Source organism: Pseudoramibacter faecis (assembly GCF_036289405.1).
GTDB classification, from domain to species: Bacteria; Bacillota; Clostridia; order Eubacteriales; family Eubacteriaceae; genus Pseudoramibacter; species Pseudoramibacter faecis.
This window is the reverse complement of record NZ_JAYFFI010000010.1, coordinates 1-21086: the sequence shown is the minus strand read 5'-3', so window position 1 is coordinate 21086 and position 21086 is coordinate 1. Positions and strand designations below refer to the sequence as shown.

The window sequence follows — 21086 nt, the reverse complement described above, 5'->3', positions numbered from 1 at the left end:
GATGTGTCTCTGTTTTCCAAACGGATGCCGGTCTTTTCTCCGCACTGTCACACAGACTGAACAACCTCCTTTTCGCGTTTGATCCTGCTGACATGCCGCATGAACAACGCCAGACAGAAAACGGCGAAGATAATGCCCACCGGATAAGCCACCATCGTGTTATTCGTCAAAGACGGAATCAAGCCCAGGCATTCCGGTGCCATCACAAAGTAGGTGCTCGTAACCGCCGACATGAACGCCGCCGGAACCGCCGCGATCCAGTAATTTTTCTTTTCCCTCGCCAGGAAGGAAGCGCCGCACCAAAGCGTCAGCATCGCCAGGGCCTGATTGGAGAATGAAAAATAACGCCAGATCACCTGATAGGAGAATAAGCCGAAAGATTGTCCAAAGCCGAGAAAACCGCCGATGGCAAAGCAAGGGATACACAGCTTCAGGCGATCGACGGCCCGCTTCTGACTGATGCCAATCCAGTCCGACAAGGTCAGTCTTGCGGAACGGAAAGCCGTATCGCCAGAGGTGATCGGGCAAACCACCACACCAATCATGGCGAGGATCACGCCAACCGATCCCATCGTTTTAATGCAGACATCATAAATGGCCGCCGACTGCCCGGCCTGCAGCGCTGTCGCCAGGCCGGCATTCAGTCCGCCGGTCACCTTATACAGCGAGCAGCCAGCCGCAGCCCACACCAAGGCGATGACCCCTTCAGCCACCATCGCGCCATAAAACACGAAACGGCCTTGTTTTTCACTTTTCAAACACCGGGCCATCAGCGGCGACTGGGTCGCATGGAACCCGGAAACCGCTCCGCAGGCAACCGTGATAAACATAAAACTCCAGATTGGCGTGCCGCTGGGATGCATATTATAAAAATGACTCCACAATTCCGGCGTATGATAACCGTTCAGCGGCAGCCCAATTGCAACGCCGATGGCCATGATGATCAAGCAAATGCCGAAGATCGGGTAAATTCTGCCGATGATTTTATCGATCGAAATAAAGGTGGCGATAAAGTAGTACGCAAAGATGATCGCCAGCCACACCGTTGTCGAGGCAAAGGTCCCGCTGACGCCTCTTTTTACCAGAAGTTCCACTATTAAACCGGCCGGTCCCACGGCAAAAACCGTTCCCACCATGATCAAAAGAATAACCGAGAAAAACCGCATGATCTGCTGCATGGTATGGCCGAGATAAATCCCTGTCACTTCGGCAATCGATTTGCCCTCATTGCGTTCAGACAGCATCCCTGAGAAATAATCGTGAACCCCTCCGGCAAACACCGTTCCAAAGGTGATCCAGAGAAAAACGACGGGTCCCCACAGCGCACCCTGCAATGCCCCGAAAATCGGGCCCAGACCCGCAATATTCAGCAATTGAACCAAAAACATCTTCCACGCGGGCATCACCACGTAATCAACGCCGTCATTAATGGCCACGGCCGGCGTCTCACGGTCGTCCGGCCCGAAGGTTTTGTCTACCAATTTGCCGTATGTAAAATAACTGGCAATCAGGATCAACAAACAAATAAAAAAACTAATCATAAAGTAACAACTCCTTCCCTGAAACAGGTGCGTTTAAAAGTATAAATTCTTTACTTAAAATTATAATTCTTTGTCCTCTTTTTTGCAAGTCCCCATTTATTTCGCCTAATAAAGCTTTTTTCTCTTGACCGCAGCCGATATCCCAAACTAAAGGGCCTGAATTTTGCGCTATGCAAAATCCAGATCTTTGATTTTTGATCCCCTTATGCGCTCAAATCGCTTTGCTGCAAATTCTGAACGGCCGTACTGCCCGCTTTTCTTTCATTCGCTGCCGCCCAATATGCTCAGGCCGTTTATGGCGCCCACTTAAAACTTTTCACCATATGCCGGGCGGCTGCATCGCATTCATCGGAGCCGTCCACATTGGTCTCATAAACCAGCACATAGCGCTGTTCCCCCACGATATAATATTGGGTGCCAACGCGGTCCGCCATCGGGAGATGATACACCAGCACGGTTTCTCCGCTTTTGGTTGTGGTGCCTGACGCCGTGATCTGACCATCGATCGCCCCTGTGTCTGTGCGGCCAGCCGCGTCATAATCGCCCGTCCAAAATCCGTCGCCTGTTCTTTTGCATAGTGGTTGCGTCCGCATGTCACTGAAATGTTGTTCGGGACCCCATTGCCCTTGTAATCGCTGAGAACGAAAAACGGTTTGACCGAGGTCGAGTGGCCGGCGTCTTTTTTCCAGCCTTTCGGGATCGAAAAGCGACCGTAATCGATCGTGACCATCCGACTGGCCGACGGCCTGGCCTTGGTCGGCCCTTGCCGGATTTGACGCCCACCCTTGCCGCATCCGGCCGCACTCATCGCAATGATCAATGCGGTTATGACGATGACAACGCCTTTTTTCAGCATAATCGGATTCTCCCTTCCTTCGGTTCCCATTGCATGACTTGTCTTTTGAACGCGGGTCACGTTCATTTTCTCAAATATAAAAGCAGCCCCAAAATAATCAGAATGATGCCCATGATCACCGCAACCGCCGCTTTTTTCCATTTGCCTTCGCCAATCGCCGTTAAATACATGGTGTCCACCACATCCAAACAAAACATCCCCTGCAGCAGGAGATGCAAAATAAATTTGATGACGCTCAGCTCGCCGCTTCGAAGTTTGCAAATGAGATAACCCAGGCTATAAGGTATCAGCGACAGCAGAATCAAATAATCAAACACCATGATGGCGCCGCCGGACAGCGGGCCGCCGACAAAAAGCAGTGTCGCCGATATTACAAACCCCAATAAAAAAATACCGATATAAAACGGAATCGCCAGATATTTGTTGATCACCATGCCGGCCATCAGGAGGTTTTTGTATCTTGGCGCACTGTGAACCAATGACCATATCAGATTAAAGACGGCCAGGCACAAATACAAAATGCCGACGCATTTCGCCGCCGCACCCAGGCCGGCCTTTGCCGCCGATTGATAAACCGCACTGTCCCATTTGATCAGCAACCAAAGCTCTGCATACAAAAAGAAAATCTGTATCGGTAAAATTCCATATTCCGACAATCGTCCTCGCAAGTCTTGCCCTTTTTCCATCGTGTTTGCCTCTCTGTTCCCGATTTATATTAAATGATATCAACCTTCCCTTTAACATATCGCCTAACATATCGCCGTTTTTTAAGACTCAGCCGTATTTCTATCCCGCCGGATAACATTAAAAGTCACGTCAAACACAGCCCAACACATGGGGACCGTGCGAAACATCCGCGGCCAAAAAATAAAATCAGGCATAAAAAAAACCGCCTCGGCGGCGGCATCGCAGTTTTCACATGGTGGGCCATCAGGGACTCGAACCCTGGACACCCTGATTAAGAGTCAGGTGCTCTAGCCAACTGAGCTAATGGCCCGTGTTTTTTCAGTACTTTGACAGTATAACCGCTGGTGTTTTAAAATGCAAGGCTTTTTTTCATTTTTTCGTTTAAAGACGGCGGCGCCGGGACACGCCTCGGCGCCGCTTTCGTCCGCTACTGTTCAAGCCGGCGAAGCATGGCCTCGGCCGCCTTTTTCCCGGAGAGCAGCATCCCGCCGAATACCGGCCCCATGCGCTGACCGCCAAATGTGGCGTTGGCCGCCATTCCGCTGACATAAAGCCCCGGATAAGCCTCCCGGGTGTTGGCCACCACCTGTTTTTCGCCATGGTCCGCCCACATGGGCTTCTCCCCTTCAAGGCCGCCGCTGGGCGTATTGAGCACCGGCCCCATCCGCTCGACCAATTTGGTCACCAGCGCAGCGTCATGCCCTGTCGCATCGAGGACAACCCGGGCATCCATCATCAGCGGATCCACCATCAAATGGGCCATTTCAACCGTCGACCAGTTGATCACCAGGCCCTCCAGCCGCCCTTCCCGCACGACGTCATCCTCCATGGTCACCAGGTTCATGATGGTCGCGTCGGACTGTGCCGCCCGAAAGATCAGGCCGGAAATGCACGCCACCGAGCTGACGGTATAATGCTCCGCATCATAAGCCTTGCAGGCGATGCCCATCTCCTCCAAAATGGGCAGGACGCTCTTCTGAACGACAATCTGATTCATCATCATGCCGCCGCCCCACATGCCGCCGCCGACGCTGAGCCTGCGGTCCAAAAGGGTGGTTTTGACCCCGGCCTTTCCCAGATAATAGGCGGCGATCAAACCGGAGGGTCCGCCGCCGACAATCACGGCATCGCTGGAAAGCACCTGTTTGAAACGATCGGTATAAGTCGTCAATATGGCTTCCGAAATTTTTGTATCACTTAACATCGTGGCTCCTTTTTCACTGCTTGTTGCCGAAAAGGTCAAAAGGCCGGCCAACAAAAAAACACATCTGCCGGAGCCAATGTGCCTAAAAGTCCCATTGCTCCCTCCGCAGCCACAACGCTGATCAGGTGATGAGGATCGTGTGCTCAATAGCCACTTCTCAGCCCAAAACATGGGCACTCCTGTTATGGTTTGTGTTCATTTGTTTGTGATTGTGTCCGCTCAGGACACCATTAAAGCTTTAATGAGCTTATTCTAATAAATACCCGGAGAACTGTCAAGCGGTTGAACTGTTTTTTATTGGATACGCTGTTAATCAAAGTTTTTCACAAAGGCCGGGGCTTGCGCCTCCTCGGCCAGTTTGAGGCGTCCCGCCCGGGCCACCGCGCGCACCCGGGTCTCGACATAAACCGTGCGCCAGCCGACTTTGCAGGTCATTTCCTCGGCGCGCACCTGGGCGGTGATCTGCGCGCTGCCCTGGCGCTCGGCCTTGGCCCGCACCCGATCCAGCGCCTTGGCCTCGGCATAGGCCACGGCGTCGGCCTTCTCTTTAAAATAAGTCGAGTGCCCGGCGACGTGGGCCACAAAACCGCCCTTCGCCTCGTCCGGACGCACCAGCGCATCCACCCGCTCGGCCACGGCCGCCGTCGCCGCACCCACGGCGCCCGCCACCTCGTAATGCTCGGGCACGATCACTTGCCTCCCGGTTTTCCCCGCGTCGGCCACCGCCGCATACCAAGCCCCCGCCGGTGCGCCGATAGCCACCACCGGTATCTCGGGAAGGACGTCTTTTTCATAGGCCGAAAGAATCGGATCCGCGATGGTCGCGAGCACCAACGCTTCTGCTCGCGCGGCATAATCCGCCGCGGCCATCTTGCAGGCATCGGCCTGGCTTTGGAGCGCCGCCTGCACCGGGGCCGCATCCCAGCGGTCGAGCCGCCCCCGGGCACAAAGCAAATCGGTGGGGGTCAGATCCCCCGCGCCGCCGCGGCACACCGGCAGCACCCGATGGGCGGTCAGCCTCGGGCCGCCCGTCCCCGGGGCGATGGCCGTGTCCCCGCCGAGACCATAAGTCGCAAGCTTAGCCGAATCCACCTGGGTTTGCCAGCTGCCCACCTTCGCCCCCACCGGCGAAAGGGTCAGGGTGTTGTTCTGCACCACGCCGGTATCCGTGGTGGTTCCGCCCATATCCGCCACGATGCCGTCGGCCGTCCCTGCCAGAGCCAGCGCGCCGAGGATGCTCGCCGCCGGTCCGGAGAGGATGGTCTCGATAGGCTTCTCCCGGATAAAATCGAGGCTCGCCAGGGAGCCGTCGCCTTTGACGATAAACACCGGCGCCGCGATCCCCTTGTCCGCCAGCGTGCGGGTGACCGCCGCCACAAACCCGGCGATGATGGGGATCAGGCTCGCGTTGAGCACCGCCGTAACCGTTCGGTCGGTGTAGCCCAGCTTGGTGGAAAGCTCATGCCCGCAGACCACCGGCATGTCCGATACGGCCCGCACCGCCGCTTTGACCGCGAGCTCCTGGCTGCTGTTGCGCACGCTCATCATCCCGGAGATGGCCATGCCCTCTACCTGGGGCGCCAGGCTCGCCACCGCCGCGCGCACTTCCCCGGGCGCAAGGGGCACGACCTCCCGCCCCTTGATGTTGATCTTGCCGGCCACGTGCGCGACGGCCGCCGCGGGCAAATCTCCCTTAGGCTCCCCGCCGATGAGGATGAGCCCGGTCGGCCGGCCCTGGCCTTCCACAATGGCGTTGGTCGCCAGCGTGGTGGAAAGCACCACCCGGTCGATGGCCGAAGGATCCGCGAGTGCGAGCCCGTCGATGCTCGCCCCGATGCCGATTTTCAAGTCGTCATGGGTGGTCGGCGCCTTGGCCTTGGCCAGCACCGCCGCCGCCTGGGAATCCCACAACACCGCGTCGGTAAAGGTGCCGCCGGTATCAATCCCTAAAACTTGTTTCATCCCTGCCTTCTTTCTTTGTGTCCATCCATGGCTGAACCCGCGCTCACGGATTGCAGATCGCGCAGGGGGTATAGCCCTGGCGGATCAAATCGGCCCGGCCGCCGGTATAAGTCTGTTTATTTTTTTCGGCCATGTGGGAAACCGCCGTGCAATTTTGCCGGTGAAATTTGTGAGCCCGCACATTGAGCACGTAAGTCGCCGAGATTTCTGTGTTGTTCTGGCTATGTTGAGAGGTCGTTTGATCGCTCGTCCCCGCGCTTTTTTTGATCGCCGCGGCATCCGTCGGTTGGCTCGCGTCTCTCGTGTTGTAGCCGGTGCTGTAGTCGATCTTCACGCCGGGCTGCACATTGTAGCAATACACATTAAAGCTCACGCCTTCGCCCTTGTCCTCCACCGATTTGGCCTCCATCTGAACGCCGCTCGCCACCAGATTATTGCCGTCGAAAATCGGCGTGACCCGGTAGAGCACGTGGTTGCCCGTCTCCTTCACGTAATCGGCCACCAAGTTCTCGAAAGGAAGCATCCCCTCCACATTCATATAGCGGGTGCCAGTGATGAGGTTGCGCGCGTTGGCGTTTTCCGCCGCCAGCTGATAACCAATCAGATGGCAGCGGTTGTAAAGCATCTTGCCGTCCACAAAGCGATAGGCTGCGTTGTGCCAACCGGTGGGGCGTACCGCGCTGATATCGCCGCGCCGCTCGCCGGCTTTAGGCATCGTCGCTTTGCTGATATTGGCCGTGGCCGTGCCGCAACGGCCGAAGGCATCCAGCGCGCTGTAGGTCTCGAAGCTTTTGGTGGTCAGCGCCGAATCGGCAAAGGTCGGCTCGTTATTGTTGATGGCAACATAGGCATCGCCGCGATATGCCGGAATCTTGGCCAGATCCGCCGTATTTGCCGCGATCTTTTTTGCCGATGCCGATGGATTCTGTGCCGTGCCGTCTTTCAGCGCGCAGCCGCCAAGGATCAGCGCCGCCGCCAACAGCAGCGACAACAGCCCCAGAGCCGCAACCTTTTGGGGCCTGTTTTGAGTTCTCGTCTTCATCGGGTATAAACCTCCTCGGTGATGGTCTCATGGGAGGTGCCGGCAAAATCCTCCCGGCCGGCCAGCTGCCACGTCCTGAGGTCGATATCCAGCGTCACATCCGAAGGGTAGTGCCGGTTCCAACGATAAATCACTAGGCCCTCGGCCTTTTCAGCCCAAGGCGCCAAGGGGCCGTCCTCCGCAAAGGCCACATCCCCCGGTCCGGTCGCGGCGAGAAAATCCGCCGCCAGGTGCAGGCGAGCCGCCGGCAGGCTGCTGCCCTCAAAAAGCACGGCCGCATCCGGCGCCGCATAAAAATCCGCCTCGGGAAATTTTCGGACCAGCCGCGCCATCAGCCCCGCGTCGCGGCTCTGGCGCCGGCGATTAAACCGCAGCCCGCCGCCGTCATCAACACACACCACTAAAATCATGCTCTGCTTCCTCGTTTCGTTTTTTTCGCGGTTTGACTCTACCCGAAAACGGCGCGCTTGTCAATGCGGCGAACGCCCATCAAAAAAGACGAAGGGCCTGCCTTCGTCTTAAGCGCATCGAGGTAGGGGTTTTAATCCTGATCGGTGCCGTAGTGAACGCCGCTCCAATACAGCCGACGGTTGATCTCGGCCTGATCCGGCAGGGTCACCCCGTCGAGCGCCCATTTCAAATATTCGTCGAAGCCGGTGCGGTCCACGATGTAGCCGATGTGTTCCTTGCCGGCCGGCGCTTCGGGATCGATATATTTTTTCGCGTAGGCATAGGTGTTTTCGATGATCTTCACGATGCTGTCCTCGTCTACCCACTTGATAAAGTTCTGGCCCAGGCGCGGATTCTTCTTGCCCGTGCGGCCGAAGAGGGTGAGCCTATAATAGCGCTTGTCGCTGCGGGTCCAGGCGCGGGTCGGGCAGGCCAGCACGCATTCGCCGCAGCCGATGCATTTTTCGTGATTGCGCACCGGGGTGAATATATTGAAGCTTAACGCTCCGGTGGATTTTTTGCGGCAGCGCTTCACGCAGGCCTGGCAGGACACACAACGGCTGGCGTCAAACTGGGGCAGCGTCATCCCCATGACGCCGAAGTCGTGCATGCGCACCTTTGCGCAGTCGTTGTGGCAGCCGGTGAAGGCCACCTTCACGTGCAGATCGTTGGGGAAAATCGCCTTTTCCACCCGGCGGGCCAGGTCAGTGGTGGTGTAGTTGGCGTAGGGGCAGACCCGGTTGCCGATGCAGGCGATGATATTGCGCGTCCCGGAGGATTCGTAGCCCGCGCCAAGCTCGCTCTGGTTGATGCCCAGCCGGTCGATCACCGGCTGCAGCGCGCGGTTGACCTCAGGCATCTTGTCGTAGGGAATGCCGGAGAGCTCAAAGCCCTGGCGGTTGGTGATGAAAATCTGGCCGTCACCGTAGGTCTCGGCAATATCTTTGACGATGCCGAGGGTTTCGGCATCGATCAGGCCGCCGGGCACGCGGACGCGGGAGGCCGCCACGCCCCGGACCTTGGTCACGCGAAAGGCGTTCTTTCTGACTTTTTTGGTGTTGATATCCACAGCGTCCTCCTTAATCGATTAAGCCCTTGCTCTCGGTGTAGTTAAACACCGGGCCGTCGAGACAAACGTATTTGTCGCCGATGCGGCAATGGCCGCACTTGCCCAGGCCGCAGCACATTTTTCGCTCCTGCGACACCCAAACGTTCGCCTCGGGAATGCCGAGTTCCAAAAGGCCGGCTGTCGAAAAGCGCATCATCGGCGGCGGCCCGACCACGATGGCCACGGTATCCGCCGCATCGCGCAGGGCAAGCTTCGGAATGTATTCGGTCACAAAGCCCTGACGGTAGTGATCGTTGCCGTTATTGCTGTCGGTGGTGAGGATCAGATTGATCGTTTTTTCCCAGCGGGCCAGGTCGTCCCGGAAGAGAATGTCGTCCGGCGATTTGAACCCGACGATCAGCGTGAGCGAGCGGCAGTCTTCGGGATGCGTCGCGAAATAATCCACCACGCCGCGCACCGGCGAAAGCCCCGTGCCCCCGGCGACCACCACGATGTCTTTGCCCCTGTAAAGATCGACGTCGAAGCCGTTGCCGTAGGGCCCGCGCAGCAGCAGGGTATCCCCCACATAACGCTCAAACACCTCGTTGGTCACCACGCCGACCCTGCGGATCGTCAGATCCACGAAATCCTCGCCGATGCCCGACACGGAGATCGGCGCCTCGCCGAATTTCGGCACGGACACTTCAAAAAACTGTCCCGGCCGCACGGCCCCGTCATAGCTCAGCCGAAAGGTGTATTCGATATCGGTATGGGGGATGACGGCCGTCACCGTCGACGCGAAGGGAATGTAGGGGTTCATGCCTGGCCTCCTTCCTGGGCGCGCACCTCGCCGTCCACCTTGTTGAGGATCACCGCGAAGTCGATGTATTCCGGACAAACGGCCGTGCAGCGCCCGCAGCCCACACACATGTTATGGCCGAAGCGCGCCCGATGGTCATACACCTTGTGCAGCGCCTTAAAGCGCATTCTCGCGCCGTTGCCTTGGCGGTAGCTGCCGCCGCCGGCCACATCGGTATAACCGTCGATCATGCAGGAGGCCTGCACCCGGCGCCGTTCGCCGATGCGCCCCGCGTCGTCGTAAAACAGATCCTGCATGGTAAAGCAGGTGCAGGAGGGGCACACCAGGGTGCAGCGGCCGCAGGCAATGCAGCGCTCGTCGTATTCCTTCCAGATGTCCGAGGCGCAAAGGGCCGCCCGGTCGGGAATCGCCTCCGAGAGGGCCACCTGCACCGCGTTGCCGTTCACGGTTTGCGGCGTCACGGCCTGCTCGGACGCGCCGATGCCGGCGAGGATGCCCTGCCACCCCGGATCCTTCACATCGAGCAGGAAATCATCCCCCGCCGCATCGATGGCCATGTCGTAATCCGGGGCCACATTGGCGCTCATGGAAACGCAAAAGCAATCCTCAAAACTGTGGTCGCAGCCCATCACCACGAAGCGGCAGTGCTTCCGCAGGCGCTTGTAATAAAAATCTTCCGCTCCGTTTTTCAGGTACATATCGTCCAGCGCTTCGAGGGCGCAGCGGTCGCAGTTGCGCAAAAAGATCACCGCGCCGCCGACTCTGGGAGATTTTGCCTCGGTGGTAGATTCTCCGGCAAAATAAAACAACGTCTGACGGATCGGCGTGAGCGCCTCTTTAAACGAATAGTCGGCGCGACGGTCGAAAACCACCTCGTCGATGGACGTCACCGTGTCATAGCGCACGATATCCGTCTCGGAAAACCGCCCTGTCCCGGTGAAAAGCTTCGGCGCGACCACCGTGAACCCCTCGGCCTGCCAGGCGTTAAACAACGCGTCCATCTGGGCGCGTCCAGCACGAAAACCCATAGTGCCTCCTTCTCTGATCCAATGCAAATCAAAACACAAATTGCGGCCGGCCGCCGCCGTGCAAACTTTGGTCGGACCGCTCAGCGGCTATTATAAGCACATTATAGCACCCTCGTCCGTTGGCATGACAACATTTTGACAAAAAAGTTTAGGCAATTGCGTTAATTTCACGCCGATGAACCGCCCATTGAAACCGCATGAAAAAAGAGGCATTGCTGCCTCTTTTTCATCTCATGAATAATCCGGAAAATGAATGACAAAGCGCGAGCCCTTCCCGACGGTGCTCGTCACTTCGATTCGAATCCGGTGCATCATCGCGCCGTGCTTAACAATCGACAACCCAAAGGCGATGAAATCTTTGGCCGGCGCGTTCAGATTGCCCTTTGTCACAATATTAAACGGCCGGAATAAGTGATAGGAACCATCTTTAACCGTTTTGACCGAAGGGGCGGCCCCATCGACCTTGACCGCCTTGACGCTTTTATCCATCGAGTCCAGAGAAATATAGCCGATGGCGCCGGTGTCGTCTTTGACTTTCGACATCACCACCGCCGTCGAATTGGAAACCGTCGCCACTTTCGTGGTTCGATCCACCTTTTCGGATCCCTTTTTCGCTTGAATGCCGGTCAGCTCGATAAAGGCGCCCGGGTCCCGGAGCCGTCTTCCCGGGAGACGACATGGATTTTCCCGCCTCCGCCGCAGCCTGCCAAAACAAAAACGCCCGCCAGCGCCGCCGCCATCATCGCCATCATTACCTTCTTCATGTTGTTCTCCTTTTAAAATACACGATGCGAGCCCTGCCGCATCCCGTTTGGATTTGTTTTTATGATAAAGGGGTATGTTAAATGCAAAAGCGCCGTCGTGTTAAATCTGTGTAAAATCGGCACACAAAAAGCCCCGGTTTCGGATGTATCTCCAAAACCGGGACTTGCTTTAACCGTCACGCGCCTGCCGTTAAATTTCGGCCGGACCGTTCCCGTCGAAACGATCGGCCCTCGGCGGAGCAGGCAGCGCCACGCCTTCTTAGGGCGTCGTTTGAGCCGCCGCGCCGCGGTCCCCGCCATCGTAGCCTTCAGCCTCAATGGCTTTCATCGCGATATAAAGTTCTGCGTTGGTCTGCTCCACGTAGGGCGACAGCCACAGCGCCAGATAAACATAGGCCGCCAGCGTCCAAAGCACCGATAGCGCGCCAAAACTGCGCATGCCGATTATCAGCGGCACGCCGCAAAGCAATCCCCAGCCGATAAACGACAGCGTCAGCACGAAGATACTGCCCTTGTAGCCATCTGTCATGGCCTTGGAACGCTCAAAGGCCGCCGACCGGTCAATGGCAGGATCCTCGGCCAGTATAAAAGGCACAAAATAATACTGGTAACTTTTGATAACCCCCGGCACGATGAACAGCAGCGACCACAGGCCGATGAACAGATACATCAAGAACAAGGTTTTAATCGCGTTGCCGTAATGATTTTTAAATCCAAAAAACAGATCCGACACCTGAGCGCAACCCTCGCGGTTGTTTAACACCAGCCGTGCGGCCCCGACCGACAGCGGGTTAACCACAAAAATCATGAGCGCCAGCCCTAAAAGGCTCATCACGGCCCGAGATGGTGTACTGGTTATCGCACCATAACACTTGCCGACCACACAGGAAACCGCGATATAAATGACAAAGGCGATTGCCGTCACACTGTAATGCGCCGCAATCGCGCGCTTTGCCTGCTGTTTTAAGGCCTTTCTTGTCCACTGCATTTTTCAAAACCTCCTTTAAAACCATTTAACCATGGCTGTCAGCCGATTGATGCGCCCAACAGTCTGTCGTCATATCTAAAAGGCCCGGGCGACGGTTCGTCTTTCCCGGACTGCTGTTTTTAAAGATAAATCGTATCGTCGCTGCTGCCGCCAAAATGGTTTGTCCCGTTGCCATCTCCGGCTTCAGGCGTCACGTCCTCGTAGGGCGTGGCCTGGGCCGGCCGGCCGCCGCCGTAGCCGGGCGTCGCCGCGCCGGCGCGAATCGCCGCATAAAGCTCCGCGTTCGTTTGAGCCATATAGGGCATCACCCAAAGAATCCCCACAATGCCGCAGGTGAGTCCCGAGACGATGCCCCAGCCGACAAACGACAGATCGAGCACGAAGATATCGCCTTTTTGCCCGTCGGTCAGCCGGCGGGATGTCTCCAGCGCGTCATGGTAATCCATATCCGGATTTTCCGCCAGCAGATAGGGCACCAGCCGATACTCATAGGCCTTCACGATCCCGGGAATCACAAAGAGCAAACTCCACAGGAAAACGAAAAGGGACATCATGAACATCGTCTTTAAAATATTGACATAATTGTTTTTGAAGCAGAAAACAAAGTTTTCCAATTCGGCCGGGCCCTCCCGGTTGTCCAGGATAAAGCGCGCCGCGCTGACCCCCAGCGGCAGGATCAGGAAGATCTCCGCCACGATCCCGCCGGCCACCGGAATGAGAACGCCCGTCCCGCCGCAGCCGGCCGCCACCAATATCACCAAAAAGAAAAAGAGAACGCTGGTTCCGTAATTTGCGCGAAAATGCGCTTTGGCCTCTGTTTTAAGCTGTGCTCTTGTCCAATTCATAAAAACCTCCATTTTTCAAATTAAGCCAATCTTAACATTCCTGTCCTTTCGACGCAAACTATTTTTAAATTCTTAACAAAATAATTGCTTCTTTTTTTTAAAAAACCTTGACAGACTTCGTTCTTCGTCGTATAATTGTACTAAGATATTAATACAAAAAAATTAAGGAGGCGCCCATGAAATGGCATATCGACCCCAAGCGGCCGATCTATCTCCAACTCATCGAGCAAGTGGAGCGACACATTATCTCCGGGGATTACCGCCCCGGCGACAAGCTCCCTTCTGTTCGCGAATTGGCAAAGGAAGCCGCTGTCAATCCCAACACGATGCAGCGGGCCCTGGCAACCTTGGAGCAATCCGGCCTGCTGTTCACTCAGCGCACCGCCGGACGTTATATCACGGAGGATACCCAATTGATTGAAAACATTCGGGGGCGGCTGGCGAGCGAAACCATCGCCACATTTTTAAAACAGATGCAGCAAATGGGCTTTGACCGCAAAAAAACCATCGCCCTGCTCATCCAAAAGGAGGACATTCATGAATAACTGTCTACTCGAAGCGAACGATTTGAGCAAACGCTACGGACGTCGCACCGCCCTCGACCATTTAAACCTCGGCCTTGAAGCCGGGCGCATCGTCGGGCTGCTCGGTCCCAACGGCAGCGGCAAAACCACCTTCATCAAAACCGTCATGGGCCTGCTCACCCCCACGGAGGGCAGTCTCACCATCGACGGGCTGGCCCCAGGCAAAGATGCTAACGCGCTAATCTCCTACCTGCCGGACCGCCTTTATTTTGACAAGCACATGAAGGTTTCGGCGCTGATCGCCAAAATGGCCGATTTTTATCCGGATTTTGACGAATCCCAGGCCCATATTCTCCTGTCGACCATGCAGATTGACGTCGAATCACCCTTCAAGGAACTCTCCAAAGGGATGATCGAAAAGGTGCAGCTCGTCCTGGTGATGAGCCGCCGCGCGAAGCTTTATCTGCTGGACGAACCTATCGGCGGGGTGGATCCCGCGGCCCGGGACACCATCATCCAAACCATCATCACCAACTACAACCCCAAAGCGCTGGTGCTCATCGCCACCCATCTCATCGCCGATGTGGAGTCCGTTCTGGACGAGGTGATCTTCATCAGGGACGGCCGGGCATTGCTGCACAAAAGCGTGGACGACCTGCGCGTCGAACAGGGCAAATCCGTGGACGATTATTTCAGAGAGGTGTTTAAATGTTAGGCAAATTATTAAAATACGAAATGAAGGAAACCTGGCGCCTGATGGCCATCAGCTATCTGGCGATCATCGCCTGCGCGCTGGTTTCGAGGCTGACCCTGCTCATCCCCGGAAACACGGGTAGCGTGATTCAGGCCATTTTCCAATCCCTTTACGGGGTCCTGTTCGTGGCCATTCCCATCTTGCTGCTGGTGATGATCGTCAAGCGGTTCTACGACAATCTTTTGGGCTCCCAGGGCTACCTGACGATGACCCTGCCGGTCCGCCCGGCCGAGCACATCGGCGCGAAACTGCTCTCCGCCGTCATCTGGACCCTCGCCACGGCGGTGGTGGTGCCGGCCACGCTGTTTATCATCGCCCGGGATCTGATGCCCCATCACTACCTATCCTTGGCGGAACTCTCCCAGGTGTTCGGCGCCATCGGCCGGTACCATCTGTGGCTGCCCATTGTCGAATGCGTGCTGCTGGTTCTGTTTGGGCTCGCCGCTTCGATTTTGATGTTCTACCTCGCCATGGCTATCGGCCAGTTGGTCAACCGGCACCGGGGCGCACTTTCCGTCTTTACCTATATCGGCATCAGCGTCGTCCTGCAAATTCTAAGTTTTATCAGCATAGCCAGTTCTTCCGAGCATCTTGAAAGCAGCCCTTTCAGAGCCCTCTCGACTGCCCAGGCGACACAGCTGGCCTCGGTTTATCTCGGCGTCATCCTGCTCATCCAGATGCTTCTCTGTGCACTCTTCTTCGGCCTGACCACCTGGCTGCTGGGCCGCCATCTGAACCTGGAATAACACCAATCTTGTGCGCATCCCCCTGCACAAAAAAAAACACCCCGCTGCATGTTGATATGTACCCTCTTTACTGGACATGAAAATGTACCAGTAAGGAGGGTGTTTTTGATTGCCTTGATTTTTATGCCCATGTGCCGGTTGCGGCAATGGCCGCCGACTGTGCCAACACCGCTTCCGCCTCGACCAGCAGGGCCCGCCGAGTATAGCCCGCCGCGGCAAAAACCGGCTTCGCCCCCAGCCACAGGGCATTCGCCGCCGCCCGCAGCAATCTGTGCCGGCGCCGGGAATCCCCCGGATCCACGCCGATTTTGTGCAGGGTCCAGGACTGAAAGACGATGTGCCGGGATTCGTCGTGAAGCATCTGCGCGCAAATGCGCTGCAGCACCGGCGAGTCCGTGCAACGGGAAAGGGCCGCATAATACGAAAGCGCCAGCATTTCTGCCGTCACCAGCACGGTGATCTCCCGCTTGAGGGTGCCGCCCTTGCGCAGCCGGCGAAAAATCCGGTCCAGCCAAACGCGGGACGCCGGCGCGACGCCATGATAATCCATATAGCTTTTCAGATAGGCCGAGTGGCGATTCTCCTCGCGGATAAACCCGCGGATCGCCGGCAGATAGGCCGCGTCTCCTGTGGCCTGCGCATAAGCCTCGGCACAAGCGAGCAGGCAGTGCCCGTCGGAGGCCTCCCCTTTCTGGAACCGGCGCACGCTGGGAAAGATCAGCCGTTTTTCATCGGCCGTCAGCGGCACCTCCCGAGAAAAATCACTGACGAGCCGATGCGCGTGATTCTCGTCAAAATAGGCCGCCCAATCCATATCCGCAGGATTGCCGATGCCCAGGGCGCTCAGATCAATCGTTGCCATTTGATTCTTTCTCCTTTTCATTTCAAATGTTCCTATGATAGCACAGGATCCCCTGAAAACGCAAAAAAGCCCCGAAGGGCTCCGTTTTACAAAAACGAAAAGTCCAGCTCCGGGTGCGTGGGCTCGAGCATGATCCGGTAATAATCGCTGTGAAAGGCAACGTGATGGTTCTTCCCAAAGCGGGTGAAACGCCCGTCGTTAAACGCAATCAGCCGCGTCTGGGGCACGGGCTGCCAATCGGCATCGGTGTAGGGCACCGTGGCAAACATCAGCACCTCGTCTCCCGGCGTCGTATCCGCCGTGTAATGCAGCTGCGCCGGTGCATTGTTCGCGTGCACATAAAACTGCTCCCCGTCGTAAAGAAAGAGGTTGAGCTTGTTGCGGTCCGCATTGGAGGCCAGCATGCTCTCAATCACATCGAAGCGCTCGTCCCCGTTAAGAAGGTGCCCCCGGCGGCGGGTTGCCTCGTCAATCAAATCCATCAAATAGAGCAAAAGCCGTTCGGAATCCGTTTCCCCGTCCTGCAGATTAAAATATTTAAGCAGCGCCGTGCCGTTAAACACGGTGCCGTTGTGAATCATCGTCCACTCCCGGCCAGTGCTGTCGTACGCCACGAAGGGATGGCAGTTGTCGACGTTGATGCTGCCCACGGTGGCGTAGCGGATGTGCGCCAACACGCGCTTGCGCCCGATGCCCTTGCCGATGAGCCGGGGCAGAAGCTTGGAATCGATGGCCCGCTCCGGATCCTTGTGCATGCACATCCTGCCCACATCGTCAAATTCAGCCAGGCCCCAGCCGTTGGGCTGATTCACGCTGCGCGCGTAAAAGCCTTTCAGTTCTTCTGTAATGACGTGATTTTTTTTAGACGAATAGGCAAATAATTCACACATAGCGGCCATCCCCTTAGCATAGTTTTCTGATATGTTTGTTTTATTTTAATGAGCTGACCGTGCTTTGTCAAGCTTTTTCTTGACGCCGGCCAAACAAAAAGCGGCAGATTATCTGCCGCCACGCATGGCCTGCGCCTACCACGAATGCTTGTGGGTCACAGTTGTAATGATGCGCTCGGCCACCTCGGCCGGCTTCATCCGCAGATCCATAGCCTTCTTCTGCAGACAGCGATGGGCCGCCTCCTCGCTGATGTCCAGGTGTCCCATGAGCACGAGCTTACCCCGGAAGATAATCTTTTGATCTGCGAGTTTGCGCTGCAAATCTTCGACCTTGCGGGTCAGCGCGATCACCCGTCGCTGCGTCCGGGCCAGCAGCGAAATATGCCGCGCCAGCACCGTCCCGTCCGGGAGATCGGCTTGGTCACCACAAAGGCCGCCGTTCCCGCCAACCGGTCCGCTTTGACAAATCACCAGTGCACACGTCAATGCCGAACCTCCTTCCCGCCGCCGATGCCGCCCGCGTTAATAGCCGGTGAAATAACACATTTATTCCCAGTCGTGCACCGTCGCCATGTATTCCTGCCATTCCGCACGTTTAATCGCTTGGAATTTTTCGGCCGGCTCCACCCCGAGCACCCCGATGAGCAATGGATCCGCCGCCATGGCGCCCAGCGCGTCGTTTAACGACATCGGCAAAAACACGCCGATCTCGGCATCGCCCACCGTTTCCTGCGGCAAAGGCAGCCCCCGCTCGAGGCCGTCGAGCCCAGCGGCCAGCATCACCGCATAGGTCAGATAGGGATTGCTGGCCGGGTCCGGACTGCGCACTTCCATGCGGCAGCGGCGCTCGGCGTCTGCTGGAATGCAAATCAGCGCTTCCCGGGCACTTTTGCCCCAGTTGATGCGGCTCGGCGCTTCCATGCCGGTGGCCGGCCGCTTGTAGGAGTTGACGATGGGGGTGGCCAGGGCCGTGATGCCCGGCATATGAGCCAAAATCCCCGCGGCAAAATGCCGGGCCTCTTCGGAAATATCGCCGTCCCGCTCGATAAAGAGGTTGTCGAGGCCGCGCATCAGCGACAAACATGTCCTCCAACGAATTGCCAATCATCATCGCTGCCTCTTGTCCCGCCGCGGCGCGGCGATCAATACGTGGCATACAAATTATTATAGGGATTGCCGGCGCTCGGTGTCAACTGATAAAAGGGTTCGCCGGCAAAGGTATCGGAATCCACCTCGAAGGTGTCGCAATAGCGCCCGATAAACGGGGCGAGCCGGGCCACTTCTTTCTCGCCGCAGCGTTTAACATCCACCTGCGCCGGCAGATTTTCCGGAGCGGCGGCGCAGCGGATAAACATTTCGCCGCCGTGCATGCCGGTGCCGCAGTAAGGCCCCACCGGCACCGCATCGGCTGCGCCGATGCCCAGCACCACGATGTCGCCGCTGTTCATCGTGTCGCCCGCCGCGTCCTGAGCGTTGCCTTACACGGTGATGTTGGTCCGGCTCAGATAGGCGCCAAGAGCGTTGCCCGACGCGCCAAACACCGTCAGCTCTTTGCCCGCCGCCCATGATGACCACCCGCGATTCCGGCGTCAGCCGCTTGCCAATGGCCAGCGCGTCGTCAAACTTCGTGAAGGTAAACGCGTTTTTCGCGCCGTCTGCCCCGTCGATCGGCGGCACAAAGAGCTTCGACCCCGTGGCGATGAGCGCCTTTTCATAAATGATGCGATCGCCGCCGGCCAGCTTTGTGCGCCGCCACGTCGATCGCCGTGACCGCTTCGCCCAGCCGGGCGTCAGGCCTCATAAAAATTCGCGCCGCGGTAGCGCAGGTGCTCGCGCTCCACCCGGCCTTCCAGCCAATAGGAGATCAACGGCCGCGAATACGTGTGATGGGGTTCGTCCGATACCAGCACGATCTTTCCGTCGGGATCGACCCGGCGGATGTCCTCCACGCCGCCGACGGCCGCCGCGGAATTGCCGGCGATCAAATATTTCGTTTGTATTTTTTTGTTCATGATCCCCTCCTAATCCCGCGCTTCATAAACGATGGCGCGGTTCGGGCAAACGGCGACGCAGGCGGGCGAGCCCGCGGCGTTTTCCAGACGAAGCTCGCACTTGAGCATCGTGTGGCCGCGGCCCATCACCAAACAGCCGTAGGGCACATGGCGATGCAGGTGCGGCAGCCCACACAGCGCTCGCGGTCGATTTTAACCACGCTGTCCTCGACGAAAAGCGCTCCGGTGATGCAGCCCTTCACGCAATAGGGCACCTCGCAGTGCCGGCAGGACACGGCGAAGTGAATGGCTACGCCGTCCTGTTTCCCATCCTCCACGCGGATGCGCGGCAAAGGCGGCGCCGGTGCTGCCGCGGAATCCGTCGATGGCGATAATGTCCGCCCCGGGGGCCCAGATGCCCTCGATGTCCGGGCAGACGGCGCGGATCGCCGATTCCTCGCTGGCGATATAAACCAGGTCGTCCTTTTCGCCGGCAACCATCGAACGCAGTTTGAGTCGGTCGTTGAGCGCCATGAGCCCCTTGTTGAACCCGCAGATGATCGGAAAGGGCCCGGTGATCAAAAGGCCCGCATAGGTATTGCGCAAAAGCTTGGCCCGGCGCGCCGCTTCTTCCGGCATGCGCGCGGTCTCTTCCCAAAAGGGTACCGCAATGATGCGCGTGATGTCTTCGTAGTCGAAGCCGGCCTTGCGCTTCAGGTAATCGATGATATAGGTGATGGCTTCCGTGTCGGTGAGCAGGCTGCAGGTGTAGCCGAACATTTCGATGGTGCGGCGGTCGGCGTCGTAGGAAAAGATTTCGCCGCTGTGCACCACCGGGTGATCCAGCAGCGCAAAGGGATGGCAGCCGCCCCATCACCCCGGCGTGTTGGTCGGGTAGCGGCCGTGGCCCGTCCAGCAATAGCCGTCGTATTCCTCGAGGCGGCAAAATTCGCCGACGTCCTCCGGGAAACCGACGGCCTTGAAGATGCCCATGTTTTTCCCGGAAGAAAAAATATATGCGCCTTCGATGGCGGTGTTGATATAAAAAACCGTGTCGACGATGAATTTTTCCTCGTCGATTTCGCCGCGGTCCTCCTGGATCCGGTTGAACAGCGGATTGACAAAATAGCGCCAGATCAGCAGCGCGTCGCCGATCCTCGGATGCTTTTTCACCGGGATGCGGCTCATGTTCACCACGTCAAAATAGCGGTCGAGGTAGCGCTCGGTTTCCTGGCGGGCCTTTAAATCGTCCTAAAACACGTGAAAGGCATAAGCGTCCGCGTATTCCGGATAAATGCCGTAGCCCGCGAAGCCGCCACCGAGCCCATTGGAGCGATCGTGCATCACCGCGATGGCATCGACGATCGTGCGGCCGCTGATACTGCGCCGGCCGGTCTTGTCGATGATGCCCAAGATGGCACAGCCCGACGGGATTCTGATTTCTCCTTCTTTCCTTAACATCACATTCTTCTTCTTTCCCCGGCGCGTTGCGGCGCCGCGTGCGTTACAAGCAAGGTCTTTCGCAAAGAAAAAAGACGCGCCCCGGCCGCCGACCGGCAGACAAATAAAACGCCATCCGCTTCACGCTTGATGGTTTTGTCTGCGCAGTCGACCGCCCAGGGGAACGCCTTTGTTCCATGGTCACACGCACCTTGATGTATACAATTTTTAGATTGCTGTTGTTAAACCACAGCCCGCCGTCTTTGGCAAGCCCTAATTGATCGAAAAGGATCGCAAATTTGTATACAGCATTCAAATTAATTTTTTTGTGCAAAATCCCTCGACTAGTCTTTCTGCATCGCCTATGCTATAGGCATCCTAAATAGCGAATCTGGCAAAGGTGCCCGCACGTTTTAGCAAGTGTGCCGGCGCTTTTTTTATTTTCGCCAAGCCATTCGGTTTTCAAGAAGGAGGCAATCATGTTTGACGTTTTAAACGAAGTCACAGATCAGAAGGACAGCGTCGTCGAGCTGTTCGGCTCGAAAGTCTTTAATATCACCGTAATGCGCAAGCGCCTGCCCAAGCATATTTATAAAAGCATGATGCGCACGATCAAAGACGATCTGCCGCTGGAAAGCGAAGTG

At 57.1% G+C, this 21086-nt stretch carries 24 protein-coding genes, 1 tRNA gene and 2 pseudogenes; 3 read left to right on the top strand and 24 right to left on the bottom strand.

Annotated elements, in window-relative coordinates; genetic code table 11:
* Nucleotides 1-47: 47 nt before the first annotated feature.
* The 15 genes from V3C63_RS07685 to V3C63_RS07615 all read right to left on the bottom strand — a co-directional run bounded on the left by V3C63_RS07685 (nucleotide 48) and on the right by V3C63_RS07615 (nucleotide 13235).
* Nucleotides 48-1541 (bottom strand): carbon starvation CstA family protein, encoded by a 1494-nt coding sequence (locus tag V3C63_RS07685; protein ID WP_329887213.1) that lies wholly within the window; start codon nucleotides 1539-1541, stop codon nucleotides 48-50.
* 293 nt (nucleotides 1542-1834) lie between these two features.
* A complete protein-coding gene (locus V3C63_RS07680; protein WP_329887212.1) occupies nucleotides 1835-1996 on the bottom strand; it encodes a hypothetical protein in 162 nt (53 codons plus the stop codon).
* 463 nt (nucleotides 1997-2459) lie between these two features.
* The gene (locus tag V3C63_RS07675) at nucleotides 2460-3083 is read right to left on the bottom strand and encodes a DUF6652 family protein (RefSeq protein WP_329887211.1); all 624 of its coding nucleotides are present in this window, start codon (nucleotides 3081-3083) and stop codon (nucleotides 2460-2462) included.
* Nucleotides 3084-3317: 234 nt separating this feature from the next.
* A tRNA-Lys gene (locus tag V3C63_RS07670) sits at nucleotides 3318-3394 on the bottom strand.
* A gap of 117 nt (nucleotides 3395-3511) precedes the next feature.
* Nucleotides 3512-4288, bottom strand: a complete 777-nt coding sequence (locus tag V3C63_RS07665) for a sulfide-dependent adenosine diphosphate thiazole synthase (protein ID WP_329887210.1) — start codon at nucleotides 4286-4288, stop codon at nucleotides 3512-3514.
* A gap of 309 nt (nucleotides 4289-4597) precedes the next feature.
* Nucleotides 4598-6250 (bottom strand): hydantoinase/oxoprolinase family protein, encoded by a 1653-nt coding sequence (locus tag V3C63_RS07660; RefSeq protein ID WP_329887209.1) that lies wholly within the window; start codon nucleotides 6248-6250, stop codon nucleotides 4598-4600.
* Between the two features lie 43 nt (nucleotides 6251-6293).
* The gene (locus V3C63_RS07655; protein ID WP_329887208.1) at nucleotides 6294-7292 is read right to left on the bottom strand and encodes a DNA/RNA non-specific endonuclease; all 999 of its coding nucleotides are present in this window, start codon (nucleotides 7290-7292) and stop codon (nucleotides 6294-6296) included.
* On the bottom strand, nucleotides 7289-7702 hold the full coding sequence (locus V3C63_RS07650; protein ID WP_329887207.1) for a hypothetical protein: 414 nt from the start codon (nucleotides 7700-7702) through the stop codon (nucleotides 7289-7291). Before V3C63_RS07650 ends, V3C63_RS07655 begins: the two co-directional genes overlap by 4 nt.
* Before the next feature lie 131 nt (nucleotides 7703-7833).
* The gene (gene asrC / locus V3C63_RS07645; RefSeq protein ID WP_329887206.1) at nucleotides 7834-8811 is read right to left on the bottom strand and encodes a sulfite reductase subunit C; all 978 of its coding nucleotides are present in this window, start codon (nucleotides 8809-8811) and stop codon (nucleotides 7834-7836) included.
* Nucleotides 8812-8821: 10 nt separating this feature from the next.
* The gene (gene asrB / locus V3C63_RS07640; RefSeq protein WP_329887205.1) at nucleotides 8822-9610 is read right to left on the bottom strand and encodes an anaerobic sulfite reductase subunit AsrB; all 789 of its coding nucleotides are present in this window, start codon (nucleotides 9608-9610) and stop codon (nucleotides 8822-8824) included.
* Nucleotides 9607-10638, bottom strand: coding sequence for an anaerobic sulfite reductase subunit AsrA (gene asrA / locus V3C63_RS07635; RefSeq protein ID WP_329887204.1), 1032 nt, complete (start codon nucleotides 10636-10638; stop codon nucleotides 9607-9609). Before asrA ends, asrB begins: the two co-directional genes overlap by 4 nt.
* A gap of 231 nt (nucleotides 10639-10869) precedes the next feature.
* Nucleotides 10870-11232 carry a type 2 periplasmic-binding domain-containing protein gene (locus tag V3C63_RS07630; protein WP_329887203.1) on the bottom strand — a complete coding sequence of 121 codons (363 nt, stop codon included), beginning with the start codon at nucleotides 11230-11232 and terminating at the stop codon, nucleotides 10870-10872.
* 32 nt (nucleotides 11233-11264) lie between these two features.
* Nucleotides 11265-11402 carry a hypothetical protein gene (locus V3C63_RS07625; RefSeq protein ID WP_329887202.1) on the bottom strand — a complete coding sequence of 46 codons (138 nt, stop codon included), beginning with the start codon at nucleotides 11400-11402 and terminating at the stop codon, nucleotides 11265-11267.
* A 259-nt stretch (nucleotides 11403-11661) separates the two neighbouring features.
* On the bottom strand, nucleotides 11662-12390 hold the full coding sequence (locus V3C63_RS07620; RefSeq protein WP_329887201.1) for a DUF975 family protein: 729 nt from the start codon (nucleotides 12388-12390) through the stop codon (nucleotides 11662-11664).
* Nucleotides 12391-12509: 119 nt separating this feature from the next.
* Entirely contained in the window at nucleotides 12510-13235 is a 726-nt protein-coding gene (locus V3C63_RS07615; protein WP_329887200.1) for a DUF975 family protein, read from the bottom strand.
* Between the two features lie 176 nt (nucleotides 13236-13411).
* Between V3C63_RS07615 and V3C63_RS07610 the strand changes: the two genes are divergently transcribed.
* The 3 genes from V3C63_RS07610 to V3C63_RS07600 are packed head-to-tail and all read left to right on the top strand — an operon-like array spanning nucleotide 13412 to nucleotide 15259.
* Nucleotides 13412-13780, top strand: coding sequence for a GntR family transcriptional regulator (locus tag V3C63_RS07610; RefSeq protein ID WP_329887199.1), 369 nt, complete (start codon nucleotides 13412-13414; stop codon nucleotides 13778-13780).
* Entirely contained in the window at nucleotides 13773-14474 is a 702-nt protein-coding gene (locus V3C63_RS07605) for an ABC transporter ATP-binding protein (protein ID WP_329887198.1), read from the top strand. Before V3C63_RS07610 ends, V3C63_RS07605 begins: the two co-directional genes overlap by 8 nt.
* Nucleotides 14468-15259 carry a hypothetical protein gene (locus tag V3C63_RS07600; protein WP_329887197.1) on the top strand — a complete coding sequence of 264 codons (792 nt, stop codon included), beginning with the start codon at nucleotides 14468-14470 and terminating at the stop codon, nucleotides 15257-15259. Before V3C63_RS07605 ends, V3C63_RS07600 begins: the two co-directional genes overlap by 7 nt.
* 121 nt (nucleotides 15260-15380) lie before the next feature.
* On the opposite strand, the gene V3C63_RS07595 is transcribed toward V3C63_RS07600, so the two are convergent.
* The 9 genes and pseudogenes from V3C63_RS07595 to V3C63_RS07560 all read right to left on the bottom strand — a co-directional run bounded on the left by V3C63_RS07595 (nucleotide 15381) and on the right by V3C63_RS07560 (nucleotide 20463).
* Entirely contained in the window at nucleotides 15381-16121 is a 741-nt protein-coding gene (locus V3C63_RS07595) for a ferritin-like domain-containing protein (RefSeq protein WP_329887196.1), read from the bottom strand.
* An 86-nt stretch (nucleotides 16122-16207) separates the two neighbouring features.
* Entirely contained in the window at nucleotides 16208-17011 is an 804-nt protein-coding gene (locus V3C63_RS07590; protein ID WP_329887195.1) for a class II glutamine amidotransferase, read from the bottom strand.
* 135 nt (nucleotides 17012-17146) lie between these two features.
* Nucleotides 17147-17497: an ANTAR domain-containing response regulator gene (locus V3C63_RS07585; RefSeq protein WP_329887194.1), complete on the bottom strand. Its 351-nt coding sequence runs from the start codon at nucleotides 17495-17497 to the stop codon at nucleotides 17147-17149.
* Between the two features lie 60 nt (nucleotides 17498-17557).
* Nucleotides 17558-18082: a type I glutamate--ammonia ligase gene (locus V3C63_RS07580; RefSeq protein WP_329887258.1), complete on the bottom strand. Its 525-nt coding sequence runs from the start codon at nucleotides 18080-18082 to the stop codon at nucleotides 17558-17560.
* 71 nt (nucleotides 18083-18153) lie between these two features.
* Nucleotides 18154-18459 (bottom strand): hypothetical protein, encoded by a 306-nt coding sequence (locus V3C63_RS07575; protein ID WP_329887193.1) that lies wholly within the window; start codon nucleotides 18457-18459, stop codon nucleotides 18154-18156.
* Between the two features lie 166 nt (nucleotides 18460-18625).
* Nucleotides 18626-18688, bottom strand: a pseudogene (locus V3C63_RS11810) (hypothetical protein); the annotation flags it as partial.
* Between the two features lie 113 nt (nucleotides 18689-18801).
* A complete protein-coding gene (locus V3C63_RS07570) occupies nucleotides 18802-19023 on the bottom strand; it encodes an FAD/NAD(P)-binding oxidoreductase (protein ID WP_329887192.1) in 222 nt (73 codons plus the stop codon).
* A gap of 125 nt (nucleotides 19024-19148) precedes the next feature.
* Nucleotides 19149-19265 carry a 4Fe-4S binding protein gene (locus V3C63_RS07565; protein ID WP_329887191.1) on the bottom strand — a complete coding sequence of 39 codons (117 nt, stop codon included), beginning with the start codon at nucleotides 19263-19265 and terminating at the stop codon, nucleotides 19149-19151.
* A pseudogene (locus V3C63_RS07560) lies at nucleotides 19216-20463 on the bottom strand (class II glutamine amidotransferase domain-containing protein). The gene V3C63_RS07565 and the pseudogene V3C63_RS07560 overlap by 50 nt, the downstream one beginning before the upstream one ends.
* Nucleotides 20464-21086 lie beyond the last annotated feature (623 nt).